Here is a 25,099-nt window from a genome sequence, read left to right as displayed (position 1 = left end):
TTCTTAATGATAGAAAAGTATTTCAATGCAATATTGCAGGAGGGTACAGGATGCCTGTGATTTTATATTCTTTTAAATTGTCCCTGTTATTTGGTAAAAGTGTTAAAAATACATTTATTTGTAAAAATTATAGCACTTTAAATAAATGCCTTGTAATTTTAGCACAAGAAAAAAATCAATACTATAAATAATGTGTTTAATTCCTTTCAACAAATTACTGATTGTTTTTTTGATGGTATTCACAATTTCGGCAAGTGGTGCTGAAATCTGGGTTTCGCCATCAGGAAAAGATTCGAACATCGGAACAAAATCAAATCCGTTGGCAACGGTTCACATGGCAATGCGAAAAGCCAGAGAACTTCGCCGATTAAAAGATCCATCCATAAAAGACGGAATTCGTATCATAGTAATGAACGGAACGTATTATTTAAACGAACCTTTATTTGTAAGACCAGAAGATTCTGGAACTGCTGACAGCCCAACGACAATCGAGGCTGATGCAAACGCAAAACCAATTATAAGCGGTGGAATCGAAATTAAAAACTGGAAAAAATCTACAACTGTAATCAACGGATTAAAAAAAGGCTCGGTTTGGGTGGCAGATGCTCCAACAAAAGCAGGAACTTTAATTGATTTCAGACAATTATGGGTCAACGATAAAAAGGCAGTTAGAGCCAAAAATACGGCTGGAAACGCAATGGAAAGAATCTTGTCTTGGGATCACGAAGAACAAACCTGTTGGATTCCGTTTAAGGATAAATCAGTGAAGTTTGAACCGGGAATGGAAATGTTTATTGTGCAATGGTGGTCGAATGCCAATCTTCGCATCAAAAATATTGAAGTGCAGAAAGACAGCGCCAAACTTTCATTTGAAGAACCAGAAAGCCGTATTCAAAGCGAACACCCGTGGCCAGCACCGTGGATTTCTAAAAATAACGGAAACTCAGCTTATTTCTTAAACAATGCTTTTTCGCTTCTAAATGAACCGGGCGAATGGTATTTGGATAAAAAAAATGCCAAAATCTATTATATTCCAAGAGATGGAGAAGAGATTAATACAGCTAAAGTTACTGCGCCATTTTTAGAAAATCTTCTGGAAGTAAAAGGAACAATCGATTCTCCCGTGCATCATTTTCAATTTAAAGGAATTTCGTTTCAGTACAGCAACTGGCTTCGTCCTTCGCAGCAAGGTCATGTGCCGTTGCAATCTGGTTTGTATTTGTTAGATGCTTATAAATTGAAAGTTCCTGGAACACCAAATCAGACGAATTTAGAGAATCAGGCTTGGGTGGGAAGACCTCGTGCTGCGGTGGAAGTGAATTATGCCAATAATATTCAGTTTGAATTGTGTCGTTTTGAGCATTTGGCTTCAACTGGTTTAGATTTAAATAAAGGAACAAATCATAATACCGTAAAAGGAAATTTATTTAAAGATATTGGCGGAAGTGCCATCAATGTTGGAATTTTCTCTGAAGAAGCTTTTGAAGCGCATTTACCTTTAATCATAAAAGACGAAAGAGAAATGTGTTCGGATGAAGTCATTTCGGATAATTTAATCACCAACGTAACCAATGAAGATTGGGGAACTCTGGGAATCAGTGCAGGTTTTGTTCGAAACATTACGATTGAACACAACGAAATTTCGGATGTATCGTATTCCGGAATGGCAATGGGATGGGGTTGGACGCATACGCCAAATGTAATGCAGAACAATAAAATTCTGGCGAATAAAATTCATCATTATGCCAAACATTTACATGATGTTGCTGGAATTTATACGCTTTCGGCTCAACCTGGTAGCCGAATTGAAGAAAATTATATCGACAAGGTTTACAACAGTCCGTATGCGCACGATCCGTTTTTATGGCTGTATTTGTATACCGATGAAGGAAGCGAAGGTTTTACCATTAAAAACAACTGGATTGCCGAAAAGAAAATCCTTAAAAACCATAATGGCCCAAAAGGAAATATCTGGGAACACAACGATCCGTATGTAAGCACTAAAATAAAAGATGCAGCCGGAATTAGAGCGCCTTATAAAGATTTAGAAAAAGAAGTTGTAATCGATGAAAAATGGGGATTGCAGGAAATGCCAAAACCATATGCGATCGAATTGATAGGTTCTGATTTTGATATCGAAAAAATCAAATCGACTTTAACCGGTTTTAGAATTGTCGGTCAGGAATTGTACCAATGGAAAAATCATTTGGTGATTTATGGGAAAATGAATCAGCCCGAAAGAACGAAGCGAAAGCTGGCGGGCGCTTTTCCTTCTTTAGAAATTAAAATCTATGAAGATTTGGTTTACGATTTCCAAAATTTCGAAAGATGTAAAGATTCAAAACCAGCATCGGATTGGGAAAATGTGGTTTTAACGGCGAATCTTCCTGCTGATGAGAAACTGCAAAAAGAATATGTAGAGCATCATAAAACACAATTCGAAAAATGGCCGGAAGTTGCCAAAGGTTTCTGTAATGCCGATTTCCAGCAATTACAAGTCTTTAAAAACGAAAGACAATTGATCTTGGTTATCAGTATTCCGAAAGGTGAAAATCTGGACAAACTAAATCCGAAAACAACAGAAAATAACCCAAGAGTAGATCAATGGAACGCCTTAATGAAAAAATACCAATCTGGAATTGAAGGCGCAAAACCAGACGAAACTTGGATTTTCTTGAATAAAGTAGAAACGAAATAGTATTTAGTATCCTAACAGGTTTCCAAAACCTGTTAGGTATTCTATGAGTTCAAAGAAATAACAGCCACAGATTAAAAGAATTAAAATGATTTTTTTAATCTGTGTTAATCCTTTCAATCTGTGGCTTAAAAAACATACCTAACAGGTTTTTGAAAACTGTTAGGATAATCATAACTATCAAAAACCTAAAATAAAGACCAATGTTAAAAATAGCCATTCTGGGACTTGGAGAAGGACGAAGCACAATGTCGGCTGCTATAGAAAGTTCAAAATTAGAGCTCGTTAAAATATGCGACCGAAACGAAGAATTGTGCAAACAGCGCGCAAAAGAATTCGATTTTCATTCGTACACCACCAATTACGATGATTTATTAAACGATGCTTCGATTGATATTATCGCGATTTATACGCCGGATCATCTGCACGCACAACACGTAAAGCAAGCTTTATTAAGCGGAAAACATGTAGTTTGTACAAAACCGTTTATCGACGATCTTTCGGATGCCAAAGAATTATTAGAATTAAGCAAATCAACTGGAAAGAAAGTTTTCATTGGACAAAGTTCTCGTTTCTTCGAACCAGCCAAAAGACAAAGAGCCGATTACGAAGCAGGTTTAATTGGGGATTTGATTACGATTGAAGCACAATACCACGCCGATCACAGATGGTTTTTGAAGAAAGAATGGTCGCTTTTGCAATCGTTTAAATGGCTGTACGGAGGTTTGAGTCATCCTGTAGATTTTATTAGATGGTATTTGCCGAATATTCAGGAAGTGATGGGCTACGGAATGATCAGCAGTAACGGACAATCGGCAGGATTAAAGAATGAAGACACAATGCATTTTATCTTCAAAGCAACCGATGGAAGAATTGCCCGTGTAAGCGGTGTGTATACTTCGCCGACTCAGCCAGCACAACGTGACAGCGGCATGAGTACGATTTTAAGAGCAACAGAAGGAGCAAGTCAGGCCGATTATCATGAATTGCGTTATGCAGTTACTGATAAAACTGGAGAAGAAAAAGTGATTACTTGGGGCGACAGCACGATAAAATATTATTTCCGTTTTGAAGGACAAAGTCATCACGGTGGGGAATATCAGAACTACTTAGAATATTTTGTGGACAGTATCGAGCAAGGTTTTGAAGCGTATCCAAACATGGAAGAAGGAATTGGAACCGTAGCTTTATTACAAGCAATGGATAAATCTTTGCAAACTGGAATGCCGGTTAAAATTGCCGATATTCTTAACGAATACGGGCTATGAACAGCATCTACGATAAATTAACCACGCTCGATTTTGTGATTGTAGCGGGTTATTTAGTGGCTTTATTAGTCATTGGATATGTGGTAAGTATGAAACAGAGAAAGAAAAACGAAACGCTTTTTCTGGCCGGAAATTCATTAAACTGGTACAGCATCGGTTTTAATATGTGGGGAACCAACGTTGGGCCTTCGTCGTTATTGGCTTTTGCGAGTATTGGTTACGCTACTGGAATTGTAGCAGGAAATTTCGAATGGTATGCTTTTGTCTTTTTACTGCTTTTGGCAATGGTTTTTGCGCCAAGATATATTGCGAGTAAAGTAAGCACTATGCCCGAATATATGGGGAAACGTTATGGCGACAGTACGCAGAATATTTTGGCTTGGTATGCTTTGGTAAAAATATTAGTAAGCTGGCTGTCTTTAGGATTATTCAGTGGAGGTGTTTTAGTACGTCAGATTTTAGGAATTCCGATGTGGCAGAGTGTTACGGTTTTAGTGATTTTCTCTGGAATTTTTACTTTTGCAGGAGGTTTAAAAGCGATTGCTAAAGTAAATGTTTTCCAAATGATTCTGTTGATTGTCGTTTCATTAACTCTTTCCTTTTTAGGTTTACAAAAGTTAGGCGGAATCGATGTTTTAATTGCAAAAACACCTTCAAACTTTTGGAATTTAGTTCGCCCTTCTGATGATGCGAGTTATCCGTGGCCTGCTATTTTGTTAGGATATCCTGTAGCGGCGGTTGCTTTTTTCTGTACCGATCAATCGATGGTGCAGAGTGTTTTAGGTGCGAAAAACTTAGAACAAGGACAGCTTGGCGTAAACTTTATCGGATGGTTGAAAGTGATGGCGCTTCCGTTATTTATTTTACCTGGAATTTTATGTTATGCCTTATATCCAGAATTAGGAAGCAATTCTGACTTAGCTTATATGACCATGGTTACGAACCTTTTCCCAAGCGGAATGAACGGTTTGGTAATCTGCGTGATGATTGCGGTTTTGGTGGGAACAATTGGTTCTTCGTTAAATGCTTTGAGTACCGTTTTTACCAATGATATTTATGTAAAGAAAATCAACCCGACGGCGACGATTCAGGATCAGATTAAAATTGGTCGTTTAACGATTGCTGCCGGATGTGTTTTTGCAATTCTGATTGCTGTTGCGATTGACAATATCAAGGGACAGAATTTATTCAACATTTTTCAGGCCGTTTTAGGTTTCTTGGCGCCTTCGTTATCTGTTGTTTTTCTTTTGAGTGTTTTCTGGAAACGTACTACAAAAAAAGCTGTAAATGCAACTCTTTCTTGGGGTTCTGCCTTTAGTTTGTTTGTTGGGGTTTTATATTTATGGATTTTCCCTGCGGATAAATATCCAGTTTGGCCTCACTTTTTATTGATTTCGTTTTACATTTTTGCTGTGCTTTTAGTTACAGCTGTCATGATTTCTTTAACTGATAGAAATCCCGAAGTTAATGTTTCAGATGAAACGGATATTCCTAAAACTAGTAAAAAGGTGAAGCTTTTGTTTGGTTTGTTGGGATTGGTGATTTTGGTTTTGTATTTGGTTTTTAATGGGAATTAATAAATTCAAAGGATTTCAAATATAGCCCTTGGTTTTAACCACGGGAATGCAATGTATAACATTACGTTTGCCAAAATACGTTTCCCGTGGTTGAAACCACGCGCTATGTTTTGAAAAAGATTGTAAATAAAGCAAAGCTATTTTATGAGTTGCCTCCAGTTTTAACTGGAGGTATATGTAATAGGATAGAAAAAGGCTTTAGCCAAATATCTACAATTTAGCTAAAGCCTTTTGAGCTTTATGTTTTTTCTCATCCCGATTTATCGGGACGCAATTAAAACTTAATTTTTAAAATAAAACTTTGCGTCTTAGCGACTTTGCGAGATTAAATTATTCCTGAGCTTTCTTTTTCTTCTCTAAATTAGGCAAGAATCCAGTAATAACCCCAATTAAAGGCAGGAATGCACAAATTTTAAATACATATTCGATACTCGTTGCATCGGCAATTTTTCCTAAAACAGCAGAACCCAATCCGCCCATTCCGAAAGCAAATCCGAAGAAAAGACCCGCAACAAGTCCCACTTTTCCAGGCATTAATTCAGTTGCATAGACCAAAATTGCTGAGAATGCCGAAGAAAGAATCAACCCGATAATTACAGATAAAGTTCCAACCCAGAAAAGAGAAACATAAGGTAACATCAAAGTAAACGGAGCAACACCAAGAATTGAAACCCAGATTACATATTTTCTGCCATATCGATCTCCAATTGGTCCTCCAATTAAAGTTCCTGCAGCAACAGCGCCAGAAAACAAGAATAAATATACTTGTGATTGCTGAATCGTAATATGAAATTTATCTATAAGGAAGAAAGTATAATAACTTGTAATACTGCTCATGTAGAAATACTTAGAGAAAATCAGAACCAAAAGAATAATTAACGAAGCAATTACTCTGTTTTTAGACAAATGATGTGTTTCAATTTGGTGAGAAGCTTTATTAGCATTTCTTTCAGATAAATGTGCCGTGTACCAAATCGCAATTTTATACAAAGCAAAAACACCAACTAACGCAATAATACAAAACCAAGCGATATAAGATTGTCCATGCGGAATTACAATAAATGCTGCTAATAAAGGTCCGATGGCACTTCCTGCATTTCCTCCCAATTGAAAGATAGACTGCGCCAAACCTCTTTTTCCGCCCGAAGCCAAATGCGCTACACGTGAAGATTCAGGATGGAAAATCGAAGAACCAATTCCAATTAAACTTACGGATAATAATAAGTTGATAAAACTCGAAGCGATCGAAACAAAGAAAAGCCCAATCATGGTAAAACACATTCCAACAATCAGAGAATATGGTTTAGATTTTTTATCGGTATACATTCCCACAAAAGGCTGAAGGATAGAAGCCACGATTTGGTAAGTAAAAGTAATGATTCCGATTTGAGTAAAACTTAAATTGAAATTATCCTTTAAAAGAGGATAAATAGAAGGAACAACAGCCTGTAAAAGATCATTAATTAAATGAGAAAAACTGATGATAAATAAGATCGAATAGGTGGTTTTTTTAACTATGTCAGGATTTGCTTTAATAGTGTCCATGAGATATTTTTTGATTTTTAAATTAGGTTAAAAAACAACAGCTGTATTATTTTTTGCAAAGATTAAAAGAATAGTAATGTCGGAATTGCTATATTTGGACAATGAATAACCAGATTCGGACATATCGAATGGCGCAGGAACATGGATACAGAGTTGATCCATCGATTCCTGTTATTGGTTATACCGAAATGGTAACCAATGAAATGTGTATTTCGCATTCGCATCCCAGAGGACAATTAATTTATGCAACCCGTGGTGTAATGAACGTGGTTGTGGGCAATCATATTTGGGTTGTGAATCCGTTACAGGGTTTGTGGCTTCCAGGCGGAGTAGAACATCAGGTTACTTTTCAGAAAGACGTTAATTATTACAGCGTTTTTATCGATCCTTCTGCAATGGAAGGATTACCAGAGAAGAGTTTTTCTTTTGATATTCCGATGTTTTTAAAGCAACTGGTTTTCAAAATCATTTCTTTTGGAATAGAAGGAAATTTAACGCCTCCGCAACATAGAATTATATCGGTTTTTTTGGATGAATTGGCTTTAATTGAGCCAAGTGCCACTTTCTTGCCTACAACTAATCATGAAAGATTACAAAAAGTAGTCGAGCTTTTAATGGAAGATATTGCCAGTAAAAACACAATAGATTATTACGCCGAGCTTTCTTTTATGAGTACCAGAACTTTATCCCGATTGTTTATTAAAGAACTTGGAATGAATTTCAGCGACTGGCGAACTCGTCTAAAATTATTAGAAGCCATAAAACGTTTGGGCGAAAAACAATCCATAAAAGAGATTGCTTTCAATTTAGGTTACGAAAATACCAGCGCCTTTATTTATATGTTCAAAAAGCATTTAGGAAAAACGCCTTCTAATTATATTTTAGAAGATGAAAATGAGAACGATAGAATGATTGCTTAGGTTTTGAGTATAACATTGAACGCTGATGAGACGGATTTACACGGATTTTTTCTTTTAGTTTTTCTAAAATAAACGCAATCTTTTGTCAATTTCGACCGAGGGGAGAAATCACACTAGTAACTCTACAAAGATTGGCGACAAACGTTGTGGAATCCCGCGTGTGATTTCTCCCTTCGGTCGAAATGACAAGAAAGAGCAAATAATTAAAATCCGTTTTTCATCCGTATCTTCGCGATAGCGAATCCGTCTCATCCGCGTCCCACAAAAATTGTAACATTATTTTTTTTAGTACTAAAAAAGTGATAAGCCATAATTTTTCCCTTAAAAAATTATCAAAAAGTATTGTTTTTCATGAAATAGCAGGATAGTGCAGGTTGTCAAATGTAAAAATAACACTTATCTTTAGTCCCAAAATACACTTACTATGCTAAACCGCTCTTCCATTTTTAAGATCTTGCTTATTTTTGTTGCCCTTATTTTTTGTTTGCCATCATCGGCACAGGAAAACTCAAAAGAAGCGACATGGATTTGGTATCCAGGAGATTTCGAAGTGTGGTTAAGCAATAAAATGCAGGTAAGACGCACCGAACGTGAAGCCGTATTTCCTCCGCTTTGGCAATATTATAGTCCGTATGCTTTGGTTACTTTTCAAACAGAAGTAGATATTCCGCAGCCAGACGAAGTGAAAATTTACTCGGAAGGACCTTTTCAATTGCTTTTAGACGGCGTTCAGATTTACGGACAACCAAAATCAATCGCAGTTCCTGCGGGAAAACACAAAATTTCCTTTAAAGTTTATAATCAGGAAGTATTGCCGGCTATTTATATTAATGGAAAATACGTTAAATCTGATGCTTCATGGAAAGTTACTAACGAAGATAAACTTTGGATTGACGAAACCGGAAAAGCGCAACAATCTGGTACGCCATGGGTTCCTGTTGGTTCTTGGAATTTTAATTCGCCAGAAAGCAAACCTTCCGGATTCAAATTGACGACAAAACCTTTAAGTGCTAAAAAAACAGAAAAAATTGGAGCGGGTCAGTTGGTAGATTTTGGAAAAGAGACTTTTGGTTATATCAAAATTCATGGTTTAAAAGGAAAAGGGAAACTAGCTCTTTATTATGGAGAATCTCGTGAAGAAGCTTTGGATTCTGCCAAATGCGAAACTTTAGATCATCTATCTTTCGATGGAAAACAATCTGAAATTTACACTCATAACGGTTCAAAAGCATTCCGTTATGTTCAGGTGCAAGCAGATGCAGGAGTAAAATACGATTCGATTTCGATGCTTTATGAGTATCTGCCTTTAGACTATCGTGGCGCATTCAAATCATCGGATGAGCAATTGAATAAAATTTGGGATGTGTCGGCTTACACAATGCATTTAACGTCTCGTGAATTTTTTATCGACGGAATTAAACGTGACCGTTGGGTTTGGTCTGGCGACGCATATCAAAGTTATTTGATGAATTATTATTTATTCTTTGATTCGGCTTCGGTAGAACGAACACTGTTAGCGCTTCGCGGAAAAGACCCTGTAACGGCTCATGTAAATATCATAATGGATTATTCGTTGTATTGGTTTGTAGGTGTTTACGATTACTACTTGCACACAGGCGATACGAAATTCATCAAAACTTTTTATCCGAGAATGAAATCACTTATGGATTTTTGTTTAGAAAGAAGAAACAAAAACGGATTCCTTGAACCATTAGAAGGCGATTGGGTTTTTATTGACTGGGCAGACGGATTGCCAAAAACAGGTGAAGTGAGTTTTGAGCAAATGCTTTTAGCGAGAAGCCTTGAAGCAATGGCAGTAAGTGCTGAAATTGCTGGTAAAACCGAAGACCAAAAACAATATCAAAAATTAGGAACTGATTTAAAAACGAAATTATTTGATGTCTTTTGGGATAAAAAAGAAAACGTGATGAAACATCAGCGTATCGATGGAAAAATGCAAAACATAGTAACCAGATACGCGAATATGTTTGGAATTTTCTTCAATTATTTTAATGAAGAACAAAAACAAAGTGTAAAAAATAAAGTGTTACTGAATAAAGATGTCCTTCAAATCACAACGCCATATATGCGTTTTTATGAGTTGGAAGCTTTATGCGCAATGGGCGAGCAGAATTATGTTTTAAAAGAAATGAAAGATTATTGGGGCGGAATGTTGAATGAAGGCGCAACATCTTTCTGGGAAGAATACAACCCCAACAAAAAAGGAACGGAACATTTAACGATGTATGGTCGTCCTTACGGGAAAAGCCTTTGCCACGCTTGGGGCGCAAGTCCGATTTATTTACTAGGAAAATATTATTTAGGTGTAAAACCAACTGCTCCAGGATATTCAGAATACGAAATCAAACCTAGTTTAGGCGGTTTAAAATGGATGGAAGGAAAAGTGCCAACACCAAACGGAGAAGTTGCCGTGTATTGTAGTACCAAAGAAATCAAAGTAAAATCAGGTGAAGGAGAAGGAAAATTGATTTTTGAAAGTGCCAGCAAACCCAAAACAAACTCGGGAACGATTACAGAATTAGCAAAAAATAAATATCAATTGATTGTAAAACCGAATGTGGAGTATAAAGTGAGTTACAAAGCTCTATAGTTCTTAGTAATTAGTTTTTAATCTACAGCTTATAACGCTCAGTTTGTCATTTCGAGGAACGAGAAATCACACTAGAAATTCCGCAACAATTGTCGACAATCTTTGTGGTTACGAGTGCGATTTCTCCCTTCGGTCGAAATGACAAAACACAAAAAAATAAAAACAATGTTTTCAAAAAATGCAACATACAACTTCAAATTAAAAACCGCTTTCCTAATGCTAATCGCTGTCTGCATCCAAGCCACAGCACAAACCACAGCATGGAAACCAGCATCATTTGAAATTGTAAAATCCAATTACAAAACGTTCAAAACCACACAATACGCTCATGTATTTTCAGGAAGTAAACACAATATTGTTCGTTTAGCTCCAGAATTAGAAGGTTTAACTGGAATTGAACTTCCTTTAGAGAAATATAAAAATGGAACTAATGCACCTTTACAATTAAAATTTAAGGAACCAGTAACTGTTATGATTGGTGTTTTTCAGGATAAAGATGCTGAATATCTGCAATCCAATCAAATTGGAAATAATAATGAGATTCTTGAAAATGGAGTTACAATTACAGGTTTACCGCCAGTAAGTGTTTATGCAATTCCTTATGGAAAAGGAACTCACACTATATTACCAAATCAAAAAGGATTGTTTGCTGTTTTGGGAGTTTTGAAAAGCGACCAGCAGTTAAATGCCAGAGATGTTAAATTACCAGATGGAAAACTTTGGAATCCAACTTTTATCGTTGAAGGATTTTCAGATGAGAAACCGCTTTTCGAAATTATAGGCGGAGAAAACAAACCCGTTATTGATGAAGGAATGTCTGGAACAGAAGGCATTCAGGGAGGTTTTGAAGGCGGACGTGTGGTAAAAGTTGGCGATACGTATCATATGTTTCCAACAGAAAGAGCGGGTGAAAAAGGCGTTGATTACTATTATGATCGTGTAAAAACCAAAATAGGACATTGGACAAGTAAAGATGCTATTCATTGGAAAAGAGAATCTACAATCTACCAAGCAAGTGGTGTCTATGCGGTTACAGAAGATGATAACCCGATGAATGATCGTCGTGCTGCAATTTGGTCGTATATGCCGGTTTTCAATGAAAAAGCAAACAAATGGTACGGCTATTATTTGGCGTATACTGTAAGTAAAGAAATAGAACCAAATCATTCATTCGGAAGAATTTGGCGTTGCGAATCAACAGTCGAAGGAATCAACGGAATTGGCGGGCCGTATAAAGATATGGGAATCATTATGGAACCAGGACTAGATTCTCAGCCTTGGGAAGGTCGTCAGGGTGTTGCTTCGTTTTTTCCGTATCAGGTTGGCGATAAATACTTCGGATTTTATAGCGGTGCATATCCATTTAATTCATGGGCAGATTATCCGAAAAAATCAGGAAAAGGCTGGTTTGTGGCTTTAGCCGAATCCAAAAGTTTAGAAGGGCCTTGGTTGAGAATGAATAAAGGTTTGGAACCCATTAAAACCATGCATCCGTTATTTGTAGAAAATCCAATTGTAAGTCAATTACCAAACGGACTGTATATCGCGATTTTCGACGGAGGTCCAGACGGCTGGGGGCATCATTTGCCAAACATGATTGCATATTCATTATCAGCAGACGGCGTTAATTGGGCAGAAGCCCATTATTTACCAATCGAAACCAAAGTCGATAAATGGTGGGATATTATGAGAACACCATTGTGTTTAATCCCCGAAGGAAATGACGTTTACACAATAGTCTATAATGCGATCGATTTGAAAAGAAGATTTCATCCAACAGGAATGGTAAAAGTAAAACTGAATAAAGACGTCATGGAGTCTAAATTAAAAGAGTTAAAGAAATAAAAAATTAGTGCCTTAGCGACTTCGTGGCAAAAAAAACATAAAAATGAAAATTAAATACCTAATCCTAACCATTTCAGCACTTGCTATAACCAGCTGTGCAACCAAATACAAGAAAAGAGAAATTACCGATAGCGTAATGCAGGAGATTTACGAAGAAATCAAAACGCCTTATAAATACGGTTTAGTAATGGTTCCAACTGATAATTCATATAAGATGGATTGCCCGAGTGTGTTTAGAAAAGACGGTAAATGGTACATGACGTATTTAATTTACGACGGAAGAGGTTACGAAACATGGTTAGCAGAAAGCGACAATCTTTTAGATTGGAAACATCTAGGAAAAGTAATGTCATTCTCAGAAAATGAAAAACATTGGGACGCCAACCAAAAAGCAGGCTATATTTCGTTGCAAGACATGACCTGGGGCGGAAGCTACGAATGGGAAAAATATGATGATAAATACTGGATGAGTTATTTTGGAGGAGACAGCAAAGGTTACGAAGCGGGTGTTTTATCAATAGGAATGGCTTACACAAAAGAAGCTCCGACAAAACCACACGAATTTCAAAGGTTAGAAAATCCGGTTTTGACTCCAAAAGATAAAGACGCCAAATGGTGGGATAATAGTACAATGTATAAAAACAGTGTAATTCGTGATAAAGACAAAGTTACAGGACACAATTTTATCATGTATTACAATGCTCGTGGCGATAGTATCAATCCTGCAAAAGGTGCTGAGCGTATTGCTATGGCAGTATCAAACGACATGAAAACATGGAAACGTTATGGCGATAAAACTTTAATAAACCATCATAAAGGAATCTCAGGAGACGCTTATATTCAGCGTATTAATGATACTTGGGTAATGTTCTATTTTGGAGCTTTTTGGACGGGCTGGAATCAAGGTGCATTTAACCGTTTCGCCGTTTCAAATGATTTAGTAAACTGGACGGACTGGAAAGGCGACGATTTAGTTAAATCATCAGAACCATACGACGATTTGTTTGCACATAAGTCATTTGTGGTAAAACATGATGGCGTTGTCTATCATTTTTATTGTGCTGTTAACAAAGCAGAGCAAAGAGGAATTGCCATCGCAACGTCTAAAGATTTAGGAAAAAGCAAATTGAATTTTGTGGCACCGCCGGAGAAAAAGGCTAAGAAATAGTTATGAGTTATGAGTTATGAAATACTTTAATACTCTCAACTGAAATGACTCCGTTAGGAGGCTCTCGTCGGTAGAAAAAAAATAGCGCATCGAAAATTTTGTCCCATAGGGACAATTGAATCAAAATAATAATGAACAATAATATAAAACCAATGTTTACATCAAAATCAAAATATAATAATCCATTTTTCAGATTACGATTTTTGACGTATACATTTTACATTGTACTATTCACAAATTTCACACAGGCCCAATCCGTAACAGGAGAACCAGCGGGAGTCCCAGAATTGCATAAAAAATACGAATTTGCTCCTTGGGAAGATCCAACCATTACAAGCATCAACAGACAGCCATCAAGAGCGACTGCCTATTCATATGCAAGTGTTGAAGATGCTTTAAAAGGCGACAGAACCAAGAGCCGAATCCAAATGCTAAACGGCGATTGGGATTTTAAATATGCAGTAAATCTAAAAGAAGCATCAAAAGATTTCTATAAAAACACCGTTTCAGGTTGGGATAAAATCGAAGTGCCTTCAAACTGGGAAATGAAAGGATACGATAATCCGATTTACAAAAGTGCCGTTTATCCGTTTCGACCTATAAACCCGCCTTATATTCCTAAAGATTATAACGGAGTAGGTTCTTATCAAAGAAGTTTTACGGTTCCGGAAAATTGGAAAGATATGACCGTGACTTTGCATTTTGGAGCGGTAAGTTCAGGCTTTGAAGTATGGTTAAACGGAGAATTTTTAGGGTATGGCGAAGACAGTTTTCTGCCATCAGAATTTGATATTACACCTTATCTAAAAGCAGGAGAAAATGTAGTTTCAGTTCGTGTAATACGTTGGACAGATGGTTCTTATTTAGAAGATCAGGATCACTGGCGCATGAGCGGAATCCAGCGTGAAGTTTTTATTATGGCTGAACCGAAATTGCGTATTCAGGATTTCTTTGTTCAAACCAAATTAGATAAACAATATACAGACGCGATTTTTAAACTTCGTCCAAAAGTGGAGAATTTAACTGGAGCAAAAATTAAAGATTACACCATGAACGTTCAGTTATACGATGCTAATAACACGGCAATGTTCAAAGAACCGCTTCAAAGACCTGTGATAGATTTAATCAACGAAAGTTATCCTCGTCTGGACAATGTTCGTTTCGGATTTTTTCAGGAAACCATTAAAAATCCAAAGAAATGGAGTTCAGAGGAACCTAATTTATACACAATGGTTATTTCCATAAAAGATAAAAATGGCAATGTTACTGAGGCGAAAAGCTGTAAAATAGGTTTTCGTTCGATTGAATTCTCAAAAGAAAATGGTAAAATGCTAATTAATGGAAAAGAAACTTATGTATATGGCGTAAACCGTCACGATCATCATCCAACAAGAGGAAAAGCCGTTACGAGAGAGGATATTAAACAAGATATTACCACGATTAAAAAGTTCAATTTCAATTTTATACGTACGAGCCATTATCCAAACGATCCTTATTTCTACGAATTATGCGATCAATACGGAATCATGGTCATGGACGAAGCCAATCAGGAAACACATGGAATTGGAGGGAAATTAAGCAATGATCCGCTTTGGACAAATGCTTATATGGAAAGAATCATCAGAATGGTCGAAAGAGATAAAAATCATCCTTCGGTCGTGATGTGGAGTTTAGGAAACGAAGGGGGAAAAGGGCCAAATCATTCCGCAATGTCGGGTTGGGTTCATGATTTTGATATTACACGTCCAGTTCATTATGAACCAGCGCAGGGAAATGCCAAATTAGACGGATATATTGATCCGCTTGATCCAGGATATCCAAAAACAATCGATCACGCGTATCGATTTGAAAATCCGCAGGATGATTCGTATGTCGATATGGTGAGCCGTTTTTATCCGGGTGTTTTCACACCTAAATTTTTAGTAGATCAAAAGAAAGATACACGTCCAATTATTTTTGTGGAATATTCTCATGCAATGGGAAATTCAGTTGGAAATTTAAAAGAATTGTGGGATGAATTCCGTTCGCTTCCAAGAGTTATTGGAGGCTGTATTTGGGAATTTAAAGATCAGGGAATCTTGAAATTCGATTCGAGATCAGGTCAGAATTATTTTGCGCACGGAGGAGATTTTGGCGAAAAATATCATGACGGAAACTTTAATACAAAAGGAATTGTAGATTCTAACGGAAAACCAAAAGGTTCTATTTTTGAGAATAAATGGGTGTATCAGCCAGCGATTTCGACTTTAAATGGAAATCAGTTAGAAATCAAAAATCGTCAGGCCGTTAAATCTTTAGAAGGATATATTCCAGTTTTAAAAGTGTTGGAAAATGGAAACGTAGTTAAAACTCAGATTTTAAAACCGTTAAGAGTAGAAGCAGGGCAATCAACAACTTTAGATATCAGTTCTTATCTTCCAAAAATGAAAGCCGATGCCGAATATATTTTAAATATAGAATTCCAACTTTCAAAAGACGAGCTTTGGGCATCAAAAGGTTACGCTGTCGCGGAAGATCAGTTTATATTGAAAAAGAAAAAAGTCGTTTCTCCAGAATCTAAAAAAGAAACGCTGAATGTTTCTGAATCAGATTCCGATTTCAAAATCAAAGGAAAAACTTTTGACATTACAATTGGAAAAACAAACGGAGCTTTGAGTTCTTATATTTTTAACGGAGAAGAACAAGTTTTTGCACCGCTATTACCAAACTTCGTAAGACCGCTTACAGACAACGATAAACGTGGATGGAAATCGCAAAAACTGCTGAAACAATGGTACAAAGCAAAACCAAAATTGGTCAATATTAAAATTGACAAATCGGTTTCTGAAATTAAGGTTACAAGCGATTACGAAGTCATAAAAGACAGCGCAAGTGTAAAAGTAATCTACAATATTTTACCAAATGGACTAATAAAAGTAGATTACAGCTTAAAAGCATCAGACAAACTGCCAAACATTCCAAAGATCGGAATGCAAATGGGAGTTAAAAGAAGTTTCGACCAAATTTCATGGTACGGAAAAGGCGAACTGGAAAATTACAGCGATAGAAGTTTTGGTTCGTTTGTTGGGAAATATTCGCTTCCAATAAATGATTTTATTGAACATTACCCAAAACCACAGGAAAATGGAAACCGATGTGATGTGAGATGGATGGCATTAAGTACCCCACAGAAAAATAACGGATTTTTAGTTGTAAACGATACCAAAGTTCTAAGCATGAGCGCATGGCCGTATACACAAGAAAACTTGAGTTCATCTGGTCATACATACGATTTGAAAGATCCGGGATTCTTGACTGTAAATATCGATTTAATCCAAATGGGAGTAGGAGGAAATGACAGCTGGACATTGGTTGCACAGCCTTTAGAGCAGTATCAGATTAAATCAGGATATTATCAATATAGTTTTTATTTAATGCCTTTCAGCGGTTCTAAGAATCAGTTGGAAAGTAGTTTGAAGAAGTTTAAATATTAGTAATTGATAATTGATAATTGATAATTGATAATTGATAATTTTAAAATTAAGAACTAAAAGTTTAAGGTACAGTTTGTCATTTCGAGGGGCGAGAAATCTTCGCAAGAAACTCTACAAAGGTGATCTACCATGCGGAGCTACTCACGAAGATTTCTCCTTACGTCGAAATGACAAAAAAGACGAAAAAAAAGTAAAAAATCTGCCAAATCAGCCAAATCTGCGAGAGTAAATTTTTCCCGCAGATTTGGCAGATAAAACAGATTATAAAAAAAACAAAGAATAATGTTTCAAAAAAAACACCTCTTTTTTATCCTTCTCCTTGCAAGTATTGTCTCTGCACAGGAAGTCTATAAAAAAGAATCTTTTCAACCAACATTAGAATCCTCCAAAACTTGGGTGTATTGGTATTGGATGAAATCGGCGTATTCTAAAGCAGGAATCACAGCCGATTTAGAAGCCATGAAACAAGCCGGCATTGCGGGCGCTTATTTAATGACTATTAAAGGTCCAGCCAATCCGCCATTGATAGACCCGCCGGTTTTACAGTTGAGTCCTGAATTTTGGGATATGATTCATTGGGCTTTCAAAGAAGCAGATCGTTTAGGTTTGAAACTAGCTTTTCACGGAGCTGACGGATTTGCTGTTGCAGGAGGGCCGTGGATTACCCCAGAAATGTCAATGCAGAAAGTAGTCTGGTCAACGATTGAAATTTTAGGAGGTAAAAAAGTTGTTTCGAAATTACCAGTTCCAGAGCATTACAAAGATTATTATAAAGACATTGCTACTTTTGCTATTCCGATAAAGGAATACCAAATTACTTCGCAAATTCAATTGCCAAAAGTAACGACATCAAACAATACCGATGCCTCGTTTTTGGCTGATCCTAAAAAAGATGAAAACTTCAAGTTTGCTGATGCAGGTTGGATTCAGTATGAATTTGCACAGCCTTTTACCTGTAAATCTATTGTGATTGAAACCAAAGGAAGAGATTTTCAGGCACAGCGTCTGATTGTAGAAGTGAGTGATGATGGAGTCAATTTTAGATTCCACGAAAGAATGATTGCACCACGTCACGGTTGGCAGGATATGGATTTCCCAAATACACACACCATTACGCCTGTTACGGCAAAATATTTCAGATTTGTTTATGATCCAAAAGGAACTGAACCTGGAGCAGAAGATTTGGATTTTGCGAAGTGGAAACAAAATTTGAAAGTGAGTAAAATAACCCTTTCAAATCAATCTCTGATTGATAATTACGAAGGGAAATCAGGAGCGATTTGGCGTTTGACTCCACAGACTACAGAAAAAGAAATTCCAAACTCTGATACATTCAAAAAATCAGAAATTATCAATATTTCGAATTTTGTTGATGCGGAAGGAAATTTGAACTGGAAAGCACCAAAAGGAAAGTGGAAAATCATCCGAATGGGACATACTTCGACAGGACATGAAAATGCCACTGGCGGAGCAGGAAAAGGACTGGAAGTTGATAAATTCGATCCAGAATTAATTCGTTTTCAGTTGGATCATTGGTTTGGGGAAGCCGTTCGCTCGGCCGGGCCCGAATTAGCTTCAAAAGTTTTAGAAATTCTGCATTTTGACAGCTGGGAATGTGGAAGCCAAAATTGGTCTTCGGTTTTTCAGGCTGAATTTAAAAAGAGACGTGGCTACGATCTTGTAGAATATCTTCCAGTTATGGCTGGAATTCCGATAGAAAATGCCGATTTTTCAGAGAAAGTTTTATACGATGTTCGCAAAACAATTGCCGATTTAGTAGCTGATAATTTCTACGGAACTGTCGCTCAGATTGCCAAAGAATATAACGTTAAGTTAAGTTCAGAAAACGTTGCGCCAACAATGATGAGTGATGCTTTGCTGCATTATAAATATGTCGATTATCCAGGTGGTGAATTTTGGCTGAAAAGCCCGACACACGACAAACCTTTTGATATGATCGATGCCATTTCGGGCGGACATATTTACGGAAAAGATATTATTCAGGCAGAATCTTTTACAGCGCTGAGAATGGATTGGGACGAACATCCCGGAAATCTAAAAACAACAGCAGACCGCAATTATGCCTTAGGAATTAACCGTTTATTTTATCATGTTTTTGTACATAATCCGTGGACGGACAGGAAACCAGGAATGACTTTGGATGATATCGGAACTTTTTTCCAAAGAGACCAAACTTGGTGGAAACCTGGAAAAGCTTGGTTTGATTATTGCCAAAGAGTACAGTTTCAGTTGCAAAAAGGAAAACCTGTAATCGACTTGGCGGTTTTTATTGGTGAAGATTTTCCTTCTCGTTCTTTTGTGCCTGATCGTTTAGTGCCTTTTATGCCCAATGTTTTTGGAAAGGAAAGATTAGAAAGCGAGAAAATCCGTTTAGAAAATGAAGGTCAGCCAACGGCTAAAATGCCGAAAGAAGTGACCTATTCTAAAAACATAACTGATTTATCCCAATGGATTAATCCGCTAAATGGATATCAATACGATTCTTTCAATGCCGATGTTTTAATTAATCGTGCGAAAGTGGTAAATGGAAAAATTTCATTTGAGGGCGGAATTGAATACGGCGCTTTATTCTTTCCGGGAAGTCATAAAATGGCACCCAATAAGATGCTTTCTTTGGCTTCCGCCGAAAAAATATTACAATTGCTAAAAGACGGTGCAACCATTTTTGTAAATGAAAAACCAAATATTCAGCCGGGAATTCAATCAGAAGCCGATCAAAAGAAATGGCAGAATGTAATTGAAGAAATCTGGAATAATTCTAATTCATCAACATGGAAAATAGGAAAAGGTACAGTTATTAAATTACCGTATTTAGGAAATGATTTTACTTCCATCGGAATCACACAAGACGTTTATTTTCCAAATTTAAACCGAGCTGATTCAGAAACATTGGCGTGGACACATCGTAAATCGAATACGGAAGATGTTTATTTTATTTCCAATCAAAAAGGAGAAAAAAGAACATTTGATGCGTCTTTCAGAATAGCTGGAAAAGTGCCACAATGGTACAATCCTGTAACAGATCAAACTTCGACTTTAGCCAATTGGAAAATAGAAAACGGAAGAACAATTGTTTCGATAGCTTTAGATGCCAACGAATCTGGTTTTGTGATTTTTAAAGGAGAAACGAAAGAAGTTTTAGCACATGGAAAATCTTCTGAATTTGAAAAAGTTCAGACTTTAGATGAAAATTGGGAATTGCAGTTTGATTCAGCTTTTAAAGGCCCGAAAGAAGTGGTAAAAACAAACAAGCTTTTTGATTGGAGTACTTCTGAAAATGATCAGATTAAATATTATTCAGGGACTGTGATTTACAGAAAAGATTTTGTTTGGAAAGGAAAAAACACAGATAAAATCTGGTTGGATTTAGGAGAAATCTCAAATATTGCCGAAATCAAAATCAACGGAAAAGATTGCGGAACACTTTGGACTTTCCCTTTCAAAACTGATATTTCAAAAGCTTTACAAAAAGGAAAAAATACAATAGAAATTAAAATCACAAATACCTGGAGAAACAGATTAATTGGCGATCAAAAATTGCCAAAAGAAGAGAGATTAACTTGGACAACAGCGCCATTTCGTTTAGAAGGAGAACCGTTGTTGAAAGCAGGTTTATTGGGGCCAGTAAGTATCGTAAAAGAAAAATAAGTTTTAGCCGCAGATTAAAGGATTAAAAAAGATTTTTTTTTTTGACAAAGAAAAAAGTTAATTGCCTCCAGCTTTAGCTGGAGGTTTAGAAGAATCCACAACAGGGCTTTAGCCAAATAATTAGTTTGGCTAAAGCCCATTGAGAAGAAAGATTTGATAATCCTCCAGCTAAAGCTGGAGGCAATTAAAAAAGAAAATAAGTACACATAAAAAGGGGGAGAATTGAGGAAAATTCGTGAATTCGTGGCGATAAAAAAAATCCAAATAATACTTTTAATCTGTGGCAAAAAATAAATAGAAAATGAAAAAAACAATTATTGCATTATTAACGATTTTAGCAACCTTTCAAATCAATGCAAAAATCAAACTGCCAGCATTGTTTACTGACAATATGATGCTGCAGCAAAAATCCAGCGCACCAATTTGGGGCTGGGCAGAAAAGAATGCCAACATCGTAATCAAAACTTCTTGGGATTCTAAGATTTACAAAGTAAAAGCAGACGCTTCAGGTAAGTGGAAAACAGAATTAAAAACGGTTTCTTTTGGTGGCCCATACACGATTGAAGTATCCGAAGGAAACGAAAAAGTAACCATCAAAAATGTTTTGTTGGGCGAAGTTTGGCTTTGTTCAGGACAGTCAAATATGGAAATGCCATTAAAAGGTTTTCAGGGACAGCCTGTTAAAAACGGAAACGAAATCATCGTAAGATCAACCAATAAAAACATTCGTTTAATTACGATTCCAAGAGCAACGGTTTTGGAACCTTTACAGGATTTCGAAGGAAAATGGGAAGAAGCTTCTCCAAAATCAACCTCCAATTTTAGTGCAACAGCTTGGTATTTTGGATCGCTTTTACAGGAAGTTTTAAATGTTCCTGTGGGATTAATTCACGTTTCGTATGGCGGTTCAAGCATGGAAGCTTGGATGAACAAAGAAATGCTGAAAGATTTTGCTAGCGCTAAAATTCCGAACACAAAAGAAGAATTAGCAAAAGACCCAAATCGTGTTCCAACGACTTTGTTTAATGGAATGCTTTCTCCTGTAGTTGGTTATGGAATCAAAGGCTGTATTTGGTATCAAGGCGAGTCGAATTATGAAAGAGCTTCTGAATATACCGCTTTAATGAAGAAAATGGTCAGCAGTTGGAGAACGTTGTGGAATCAGGGAGATTTTCCTTTTTATTTCGCTCAGATTGCGCCGTTTAATTACGCTTCATTTCATCCAAAAGATTATCTAGAAAAGTACAATTCAGCTTATTTGAGAGAAGCACAGTTTAGAGCTTCAAAGGAAATTCCAAATTCAGCAATGGCAGTTTTAATGGATGTTGGAGAAGAAAATAACATTCACCCAATGGATAAGGAAAAAGGAGGAAACCGTTTGGCTTTTCAAGCTTTGGCAAGAACGTACGGAATTGAAGGTTTCGAATTCGAAAGCCCGAAATACAAATCAATGGAAATAAAAGATGGATCGGTTACGGTTTCTTTTGATGATGTTAATAACGGAATTACATCTTATGATAAAGAAGTTTTAGGCTTTGAAATAGCGGGAACAGACAAAGTTTTTTATCCGGCAAAAACTGTTGTAAGAAGAAAATCAGTGGTTTTGAGTTCTGATAAAGTAAAAAATCCAGTGGCAGTTCGTTATTTATGGAAAGATTTCGCTAAAGCGGAATTGTTTAGCGCAGGCGGTTTACCGGTTTCTTCGTTTAGAACAGACGAGTGGTAATATACGGATGCTCCTGCAAGGTTTTCAAAACCTTGTAGGTGTTTGAATTATGAGTTTAACGTCTAGTTTGTCATCCCGAGGAACAAGGGATCTCCGCAAGTAACTCGACAAAGATTTAGACACGCTTAATTTATAACTCTCGCAGATTTGGCAGATTTATGAGATAATAATAAATCTGCTCAATCAGCTAAATCTGCGAGAGAAAATAAAAAAATATACCTACAAGGTTTTAAAAACCTTGCAGGAAAGAAAAACGATGAAAAATAATATACTATTACTACTTCTCTTCACTACGCTTTGCCTTAAAGCGCAAATCCCTGCGCTTGATAATTACAATCAGGTTTGGACAACGCAGAGCAATAATTCATCAGAATCTATGCCTTTGGGAGGCGGTGATATTGGTATGAACGTTTGGGTAGAGAAAGGCGATTTGTATTTTTATTTTTCACGAAGTGGGACTTTTGATGAACATAATACTTTACTGAAATTAGGAAGAGTAAAAGTAACGTTAACGCCGAATCCGTTTGAAGGGAAAAACAGTTTTCATCAGGAATTAAAACTTAAAGATGGTTATGTTTTGGTTGGGCAGAATGATACTAAAATCAAACTTTGGGTAGATGTTTTTAAACCGATCATTCATGTTGATTTAGAAAGTAAAAATGCGTTGCAAATGACGGCTTCGTACGAAAGCTGGCGTTATCAAAACCGTTATCCGAAAGGGAAGGAAAATAATGCCAATTCTTATAAATGGGCGCCTCAGGGAGAACTTATTACCTATAAAGATTCTATTTCGTTTGAAAATAACGGCATCAAATTTTACCACAGAAATCGAGAAAACACGGTTTTTGATGTTGCGGTAAAACAGCAAAAAATGGAATCGGTCAAAGACCAAATGCTGAATCCGATTGCGAATCTGACTTTCGGTGGATTTATGAAAGCCGATAACTTAAAACCAGACGGAACATATCTTGGGAAATATCAGGATACCGATTTTAAAGGTTTTAAATTAACAAGCATAAAACCATCCAAAAAACATTCGTTAGAAATTTATTTAAATACCAATCAATCTGATTTTTATACTTGGGATAATGGATTGAAAAGTTTGATTTCGGCAAACAAAAACACAGCAAAACAAGCAGAAAAAAACACTCAAAAATGGTGGAATACTTTCTGGAATCGCAGTTTTATTTTTACTCAAAAAAATCAGTCAACTGCCAAAGATACGGTATATCAAATTGGGCAGAATTATCAATTGTTCCGATATATGTTGGGATGCAATGCGTATGGAAAATATCCAACAAAATTCAACGGTGGACTTTTTACGGTTGATCCTGTTTACACCAATAAAGACCTAAATTTCACACCCGATTTCAGAAATTGGGGTGGAGGAACCATGACGGCTCAAAACCAGCGATTGGTTTATTTTCCGATGATAAAAAGCGGGGATTTTGATATGATGAAATCGCAATTGGATTATTATGTAACTCTTCAAAAAAATGCCGAATTACGCTCTAAAGTGTATTGGAATCATAACGGTGCTTCATTTACAGAACAATTAGAAAATTTCGGCTTACCAAATCCGGCCGAATACGAATGGAAGCGTCCCGCAGATTATGATCCGGGAATGGAATACAATGCATGGCTGGAATACGAATGGGATACGGTTTTAGAATTCTGCCAAATGATGCTTCAGCAAAAAGAATATGGAGGAGAAGATATTCAGAAATACAATCCATTCATCATCAGCTGTCTTCGATTTTTTGATGAACATTATCAATATTTAGCCAAACAAAGAGGAAGAAAAGCTTTGGACGGAAATGGAAAATTAATTCTCTTTCCGGGTTCAGGAGCAGAAACTTATAAAATGGCGAATAATGCTAACAGTACAATTTCTGCTTTACAGGTAATTACAGAAAATCTTTTAAACCTTTCGTCGAATCGATTGTCTAAAGAAGATTTGGAATATTTAAAAGCTTTCCAAACGAGAATCCCGCCTTTAAATTTCGGGCAAATTGAAAATCATAAAGTTTTAGTTCCTGCCAAAACGTGGGAACGAGTTAATAATTCTGAAGTTCCACAATTATATCCTGTTTATCCGTGGGGAATTTATGGTGTTGGAAAACCAGATTTAGAAACAGCTTTGAATACATGGAAATACGATCCAGATGCTTTAAAATTCAGAAGTCATATTGGCTGGAAACAAGACAATATTTTCTCCGCTCGTTTAGGTTTAACCGAGGAAGCGATGAAATACAATACACTAAAAATGGTAAATTCGGATAGACGTTTTCCAGCTTTTTGGGGCCCTGGCTTTGATTGGGTTCCAGATCATAATTGGGGCGGATCGGGAATGATTGGCATGCAGGAAATGCTTTTGCAGGAAACGGACGGCAAGATTTATCTTTTTCCAGCGTGGCCAAAAGAATGGAATGTGCACTTTAAATTACACGCCAAACAAAATACTACAATTGAAGCTGAACTCTTAAATGGAGAATTGAAGGTTTTAAAAGTAATTCCAGAAGAAAGAAAAAAAGACATTATAAATCTGCTAGGAAAATCTGAAGTAGAGAAAACAAAATTAAACTAACTATTACTAACAAAA

12 protein-coding genes are annotated in these 25,099 nt (G+C 36.5%); 11 read left to right on the top strand and 1 reads right to left on the bottom strand.

What is annotated here, in order from left to right:
• The first annotated feature begins 190 nt into the window (after positions 1-190).
• From HYN56_RS20440 to HYN56_RS20430, 3 genes are all read left to right on the top strand, one after another.
• Positions 191-2,698, top strand: coding sequence for an L-rhamnose mutarotase (locus HYN56_RS20440; RefSeq protein ID WP_109193876.1), 2,508 nt, complete (start codon positions 191-193; stop codon positions 2,696-2,698).
• A 200-nt stretch (positions 2,699-2,898) separates the two neighbouring features.
• Entirely contained in the window at positions 2,899-3,963 is a 1,065-nt protein-coding gene (locus HYN56_RS20435; protein ID WP_109193875.1) for a Gfo/Idh/MocA family protein, read from the top strand.
• Positions 3,960-5,540, top strand: coding sequence for a sodium:solute symporter (locus HYN56_RS20430; RefSeq protein ID WP_109193874.1), 1,581 nt, complete (start codon positions 3,960-3,962; stop codon positions 5,538-5,540). Before HYN56_RS20435 ends, HYN56_RS20430 begins: the two co-directional genes overlap by 4 nt.
• A 330-nt stretch (positions 5,541-5,870) precedes the next feature.
• Here the strand turns inward: HYN56_RS20430 and HYN56_RS20425 are convergent, their stop codons facing one another.
• Positions 5,871-7,085 (bottom strand): MFS transporter, encoded by a 1,215-nt coding sequence (locus tag HYN56_RS20425; RefSeq protein WP_109193873.1) that lies wholly within the window; start codon positions 7,083-7,085, stop codon positions 5,871-5,873.
• Positions 7,086-7,186: 101 nt separating this feature from the next.
• Here HYN56_RS20425 and HYN56_RS20420 point away from each other — a divergent pair, with 101 nt between their 5' ends.
• The 8 genes from HYN56_RS20420 (at position 7,187) to HYN56_RS20385 (ending at position 25,084) form a co-directional block, all read left to right on the top strand.
• On the top strand, positions 7,187-8,005 hold the full coding sequence (locus HYN56_RS20420) for an AraC family transcriptional regulator (RefSeq protein WP_240622604.1): 819 nt from the start codon (positions 7,187-7,189) through the stop codon (positions 8,003-8,005).
• A 424-nt stretch (positions 8,006-8,429) separates the two neighbouring features.
• Complete coding sequence (locus tag HYN56_RS20415) at positions 8,430-10,616, top strand: alpha-L-rhamnosidase-related protein (protein ID WP_109193871.1); 2,187 nt, start codon at positions 8,430-8,432, stop codon at positions 10,614-10,616.
• A 165-nt stretch (positions 10,617-10,781) separates the two neighbouring features.
• Positions 10,782-12,461 carry a glycoside hydrolase family protein gene (locus HYN56_RS20410; protein ID WP_109194891.1) on the top strand — a complete coding sequence of 560 codons (1,680 nt, stop codon included), beginning with the start codon at positions 10,782-10,784 and terminating at the stop codon, positions 12,459-12,461.
• A gap of 43 nt (positions 12,462-12,504) precedes the next feature.
• The gene (locus HYN56_RS20405; protein ID WP_109193870.1) at positions 12,505-13,629 is read left to right on the top strand and encodes a glycoside hydrolase family protein; all 1,125 of its coding nucleotides are present in this window, start codon (positions 12,505-12,507) and stop codon (positions 13,627-13,629) included.
• A 131-nt stretch (positions 13,630-13,760) separates the two neighbouring features.
• On the top strand, positions 13,761-17,102 hold the full coding sequence (locus tag HYN56_RS20400) for a glycoside hydrolase family 2 TIM barrel-domain containing protein (RefSeq protein WP_240622603.1): 3,342 nt from the start codon (positions 13,761-13,763) through the stop codon (positions 17,100-17,102).
• A 282-nt stretch (positions 17,103-17,384) separates the two neighbouring features.
• Complete coding sequence (locus tag HYN56_RS20395) at positions 17,385-20,771, top strand: glycosyl hydrolase (RefSeq protein WP_109193869.1); 3,387 nt, start codon at positions 17,385-17,387, stop codon at positions 20,769-20,771.
• A 301-nt stretch (positions 20,772-21,072) separates the two neighbouring features.
• Positions 21,073-22,497, top strand: coding sequence for a sialate O-acetylesterase (locus HYN56_RS20390; RefSeq protein WP_109193868.1), 1,425 nt, complete (start codon positions 21,073-21,075; stop codon positions 22,495-22,497).
• Between the two features lie 256 nt (positions 22,498-22,753).
• A complete protein-coding gene (locus tag HYN56_RS20385) occupies positions 22,754-25,084 on the top strand; it encodes a DUF5703 domain-containing protein (protein ID WP_109193867.1) in 2,331 nt (776 codons plus the stop codon).
• The last annotated feature ends 15 nt before the right edge of the window (positions 25,085-25,099 follow it).

Source organism: Flavobacterium crocinum (assembly GCF_003122385.1).
GTDB lineage: Bacteria > Bacteroidota > Bacteroidia > Flavobacteriales > Flavobacteriaceae > Flavobacterium > Flavobacterium crocinum.
This window is presented reverse-complemented; position numbering and strand designations above follow the sequence as displayed.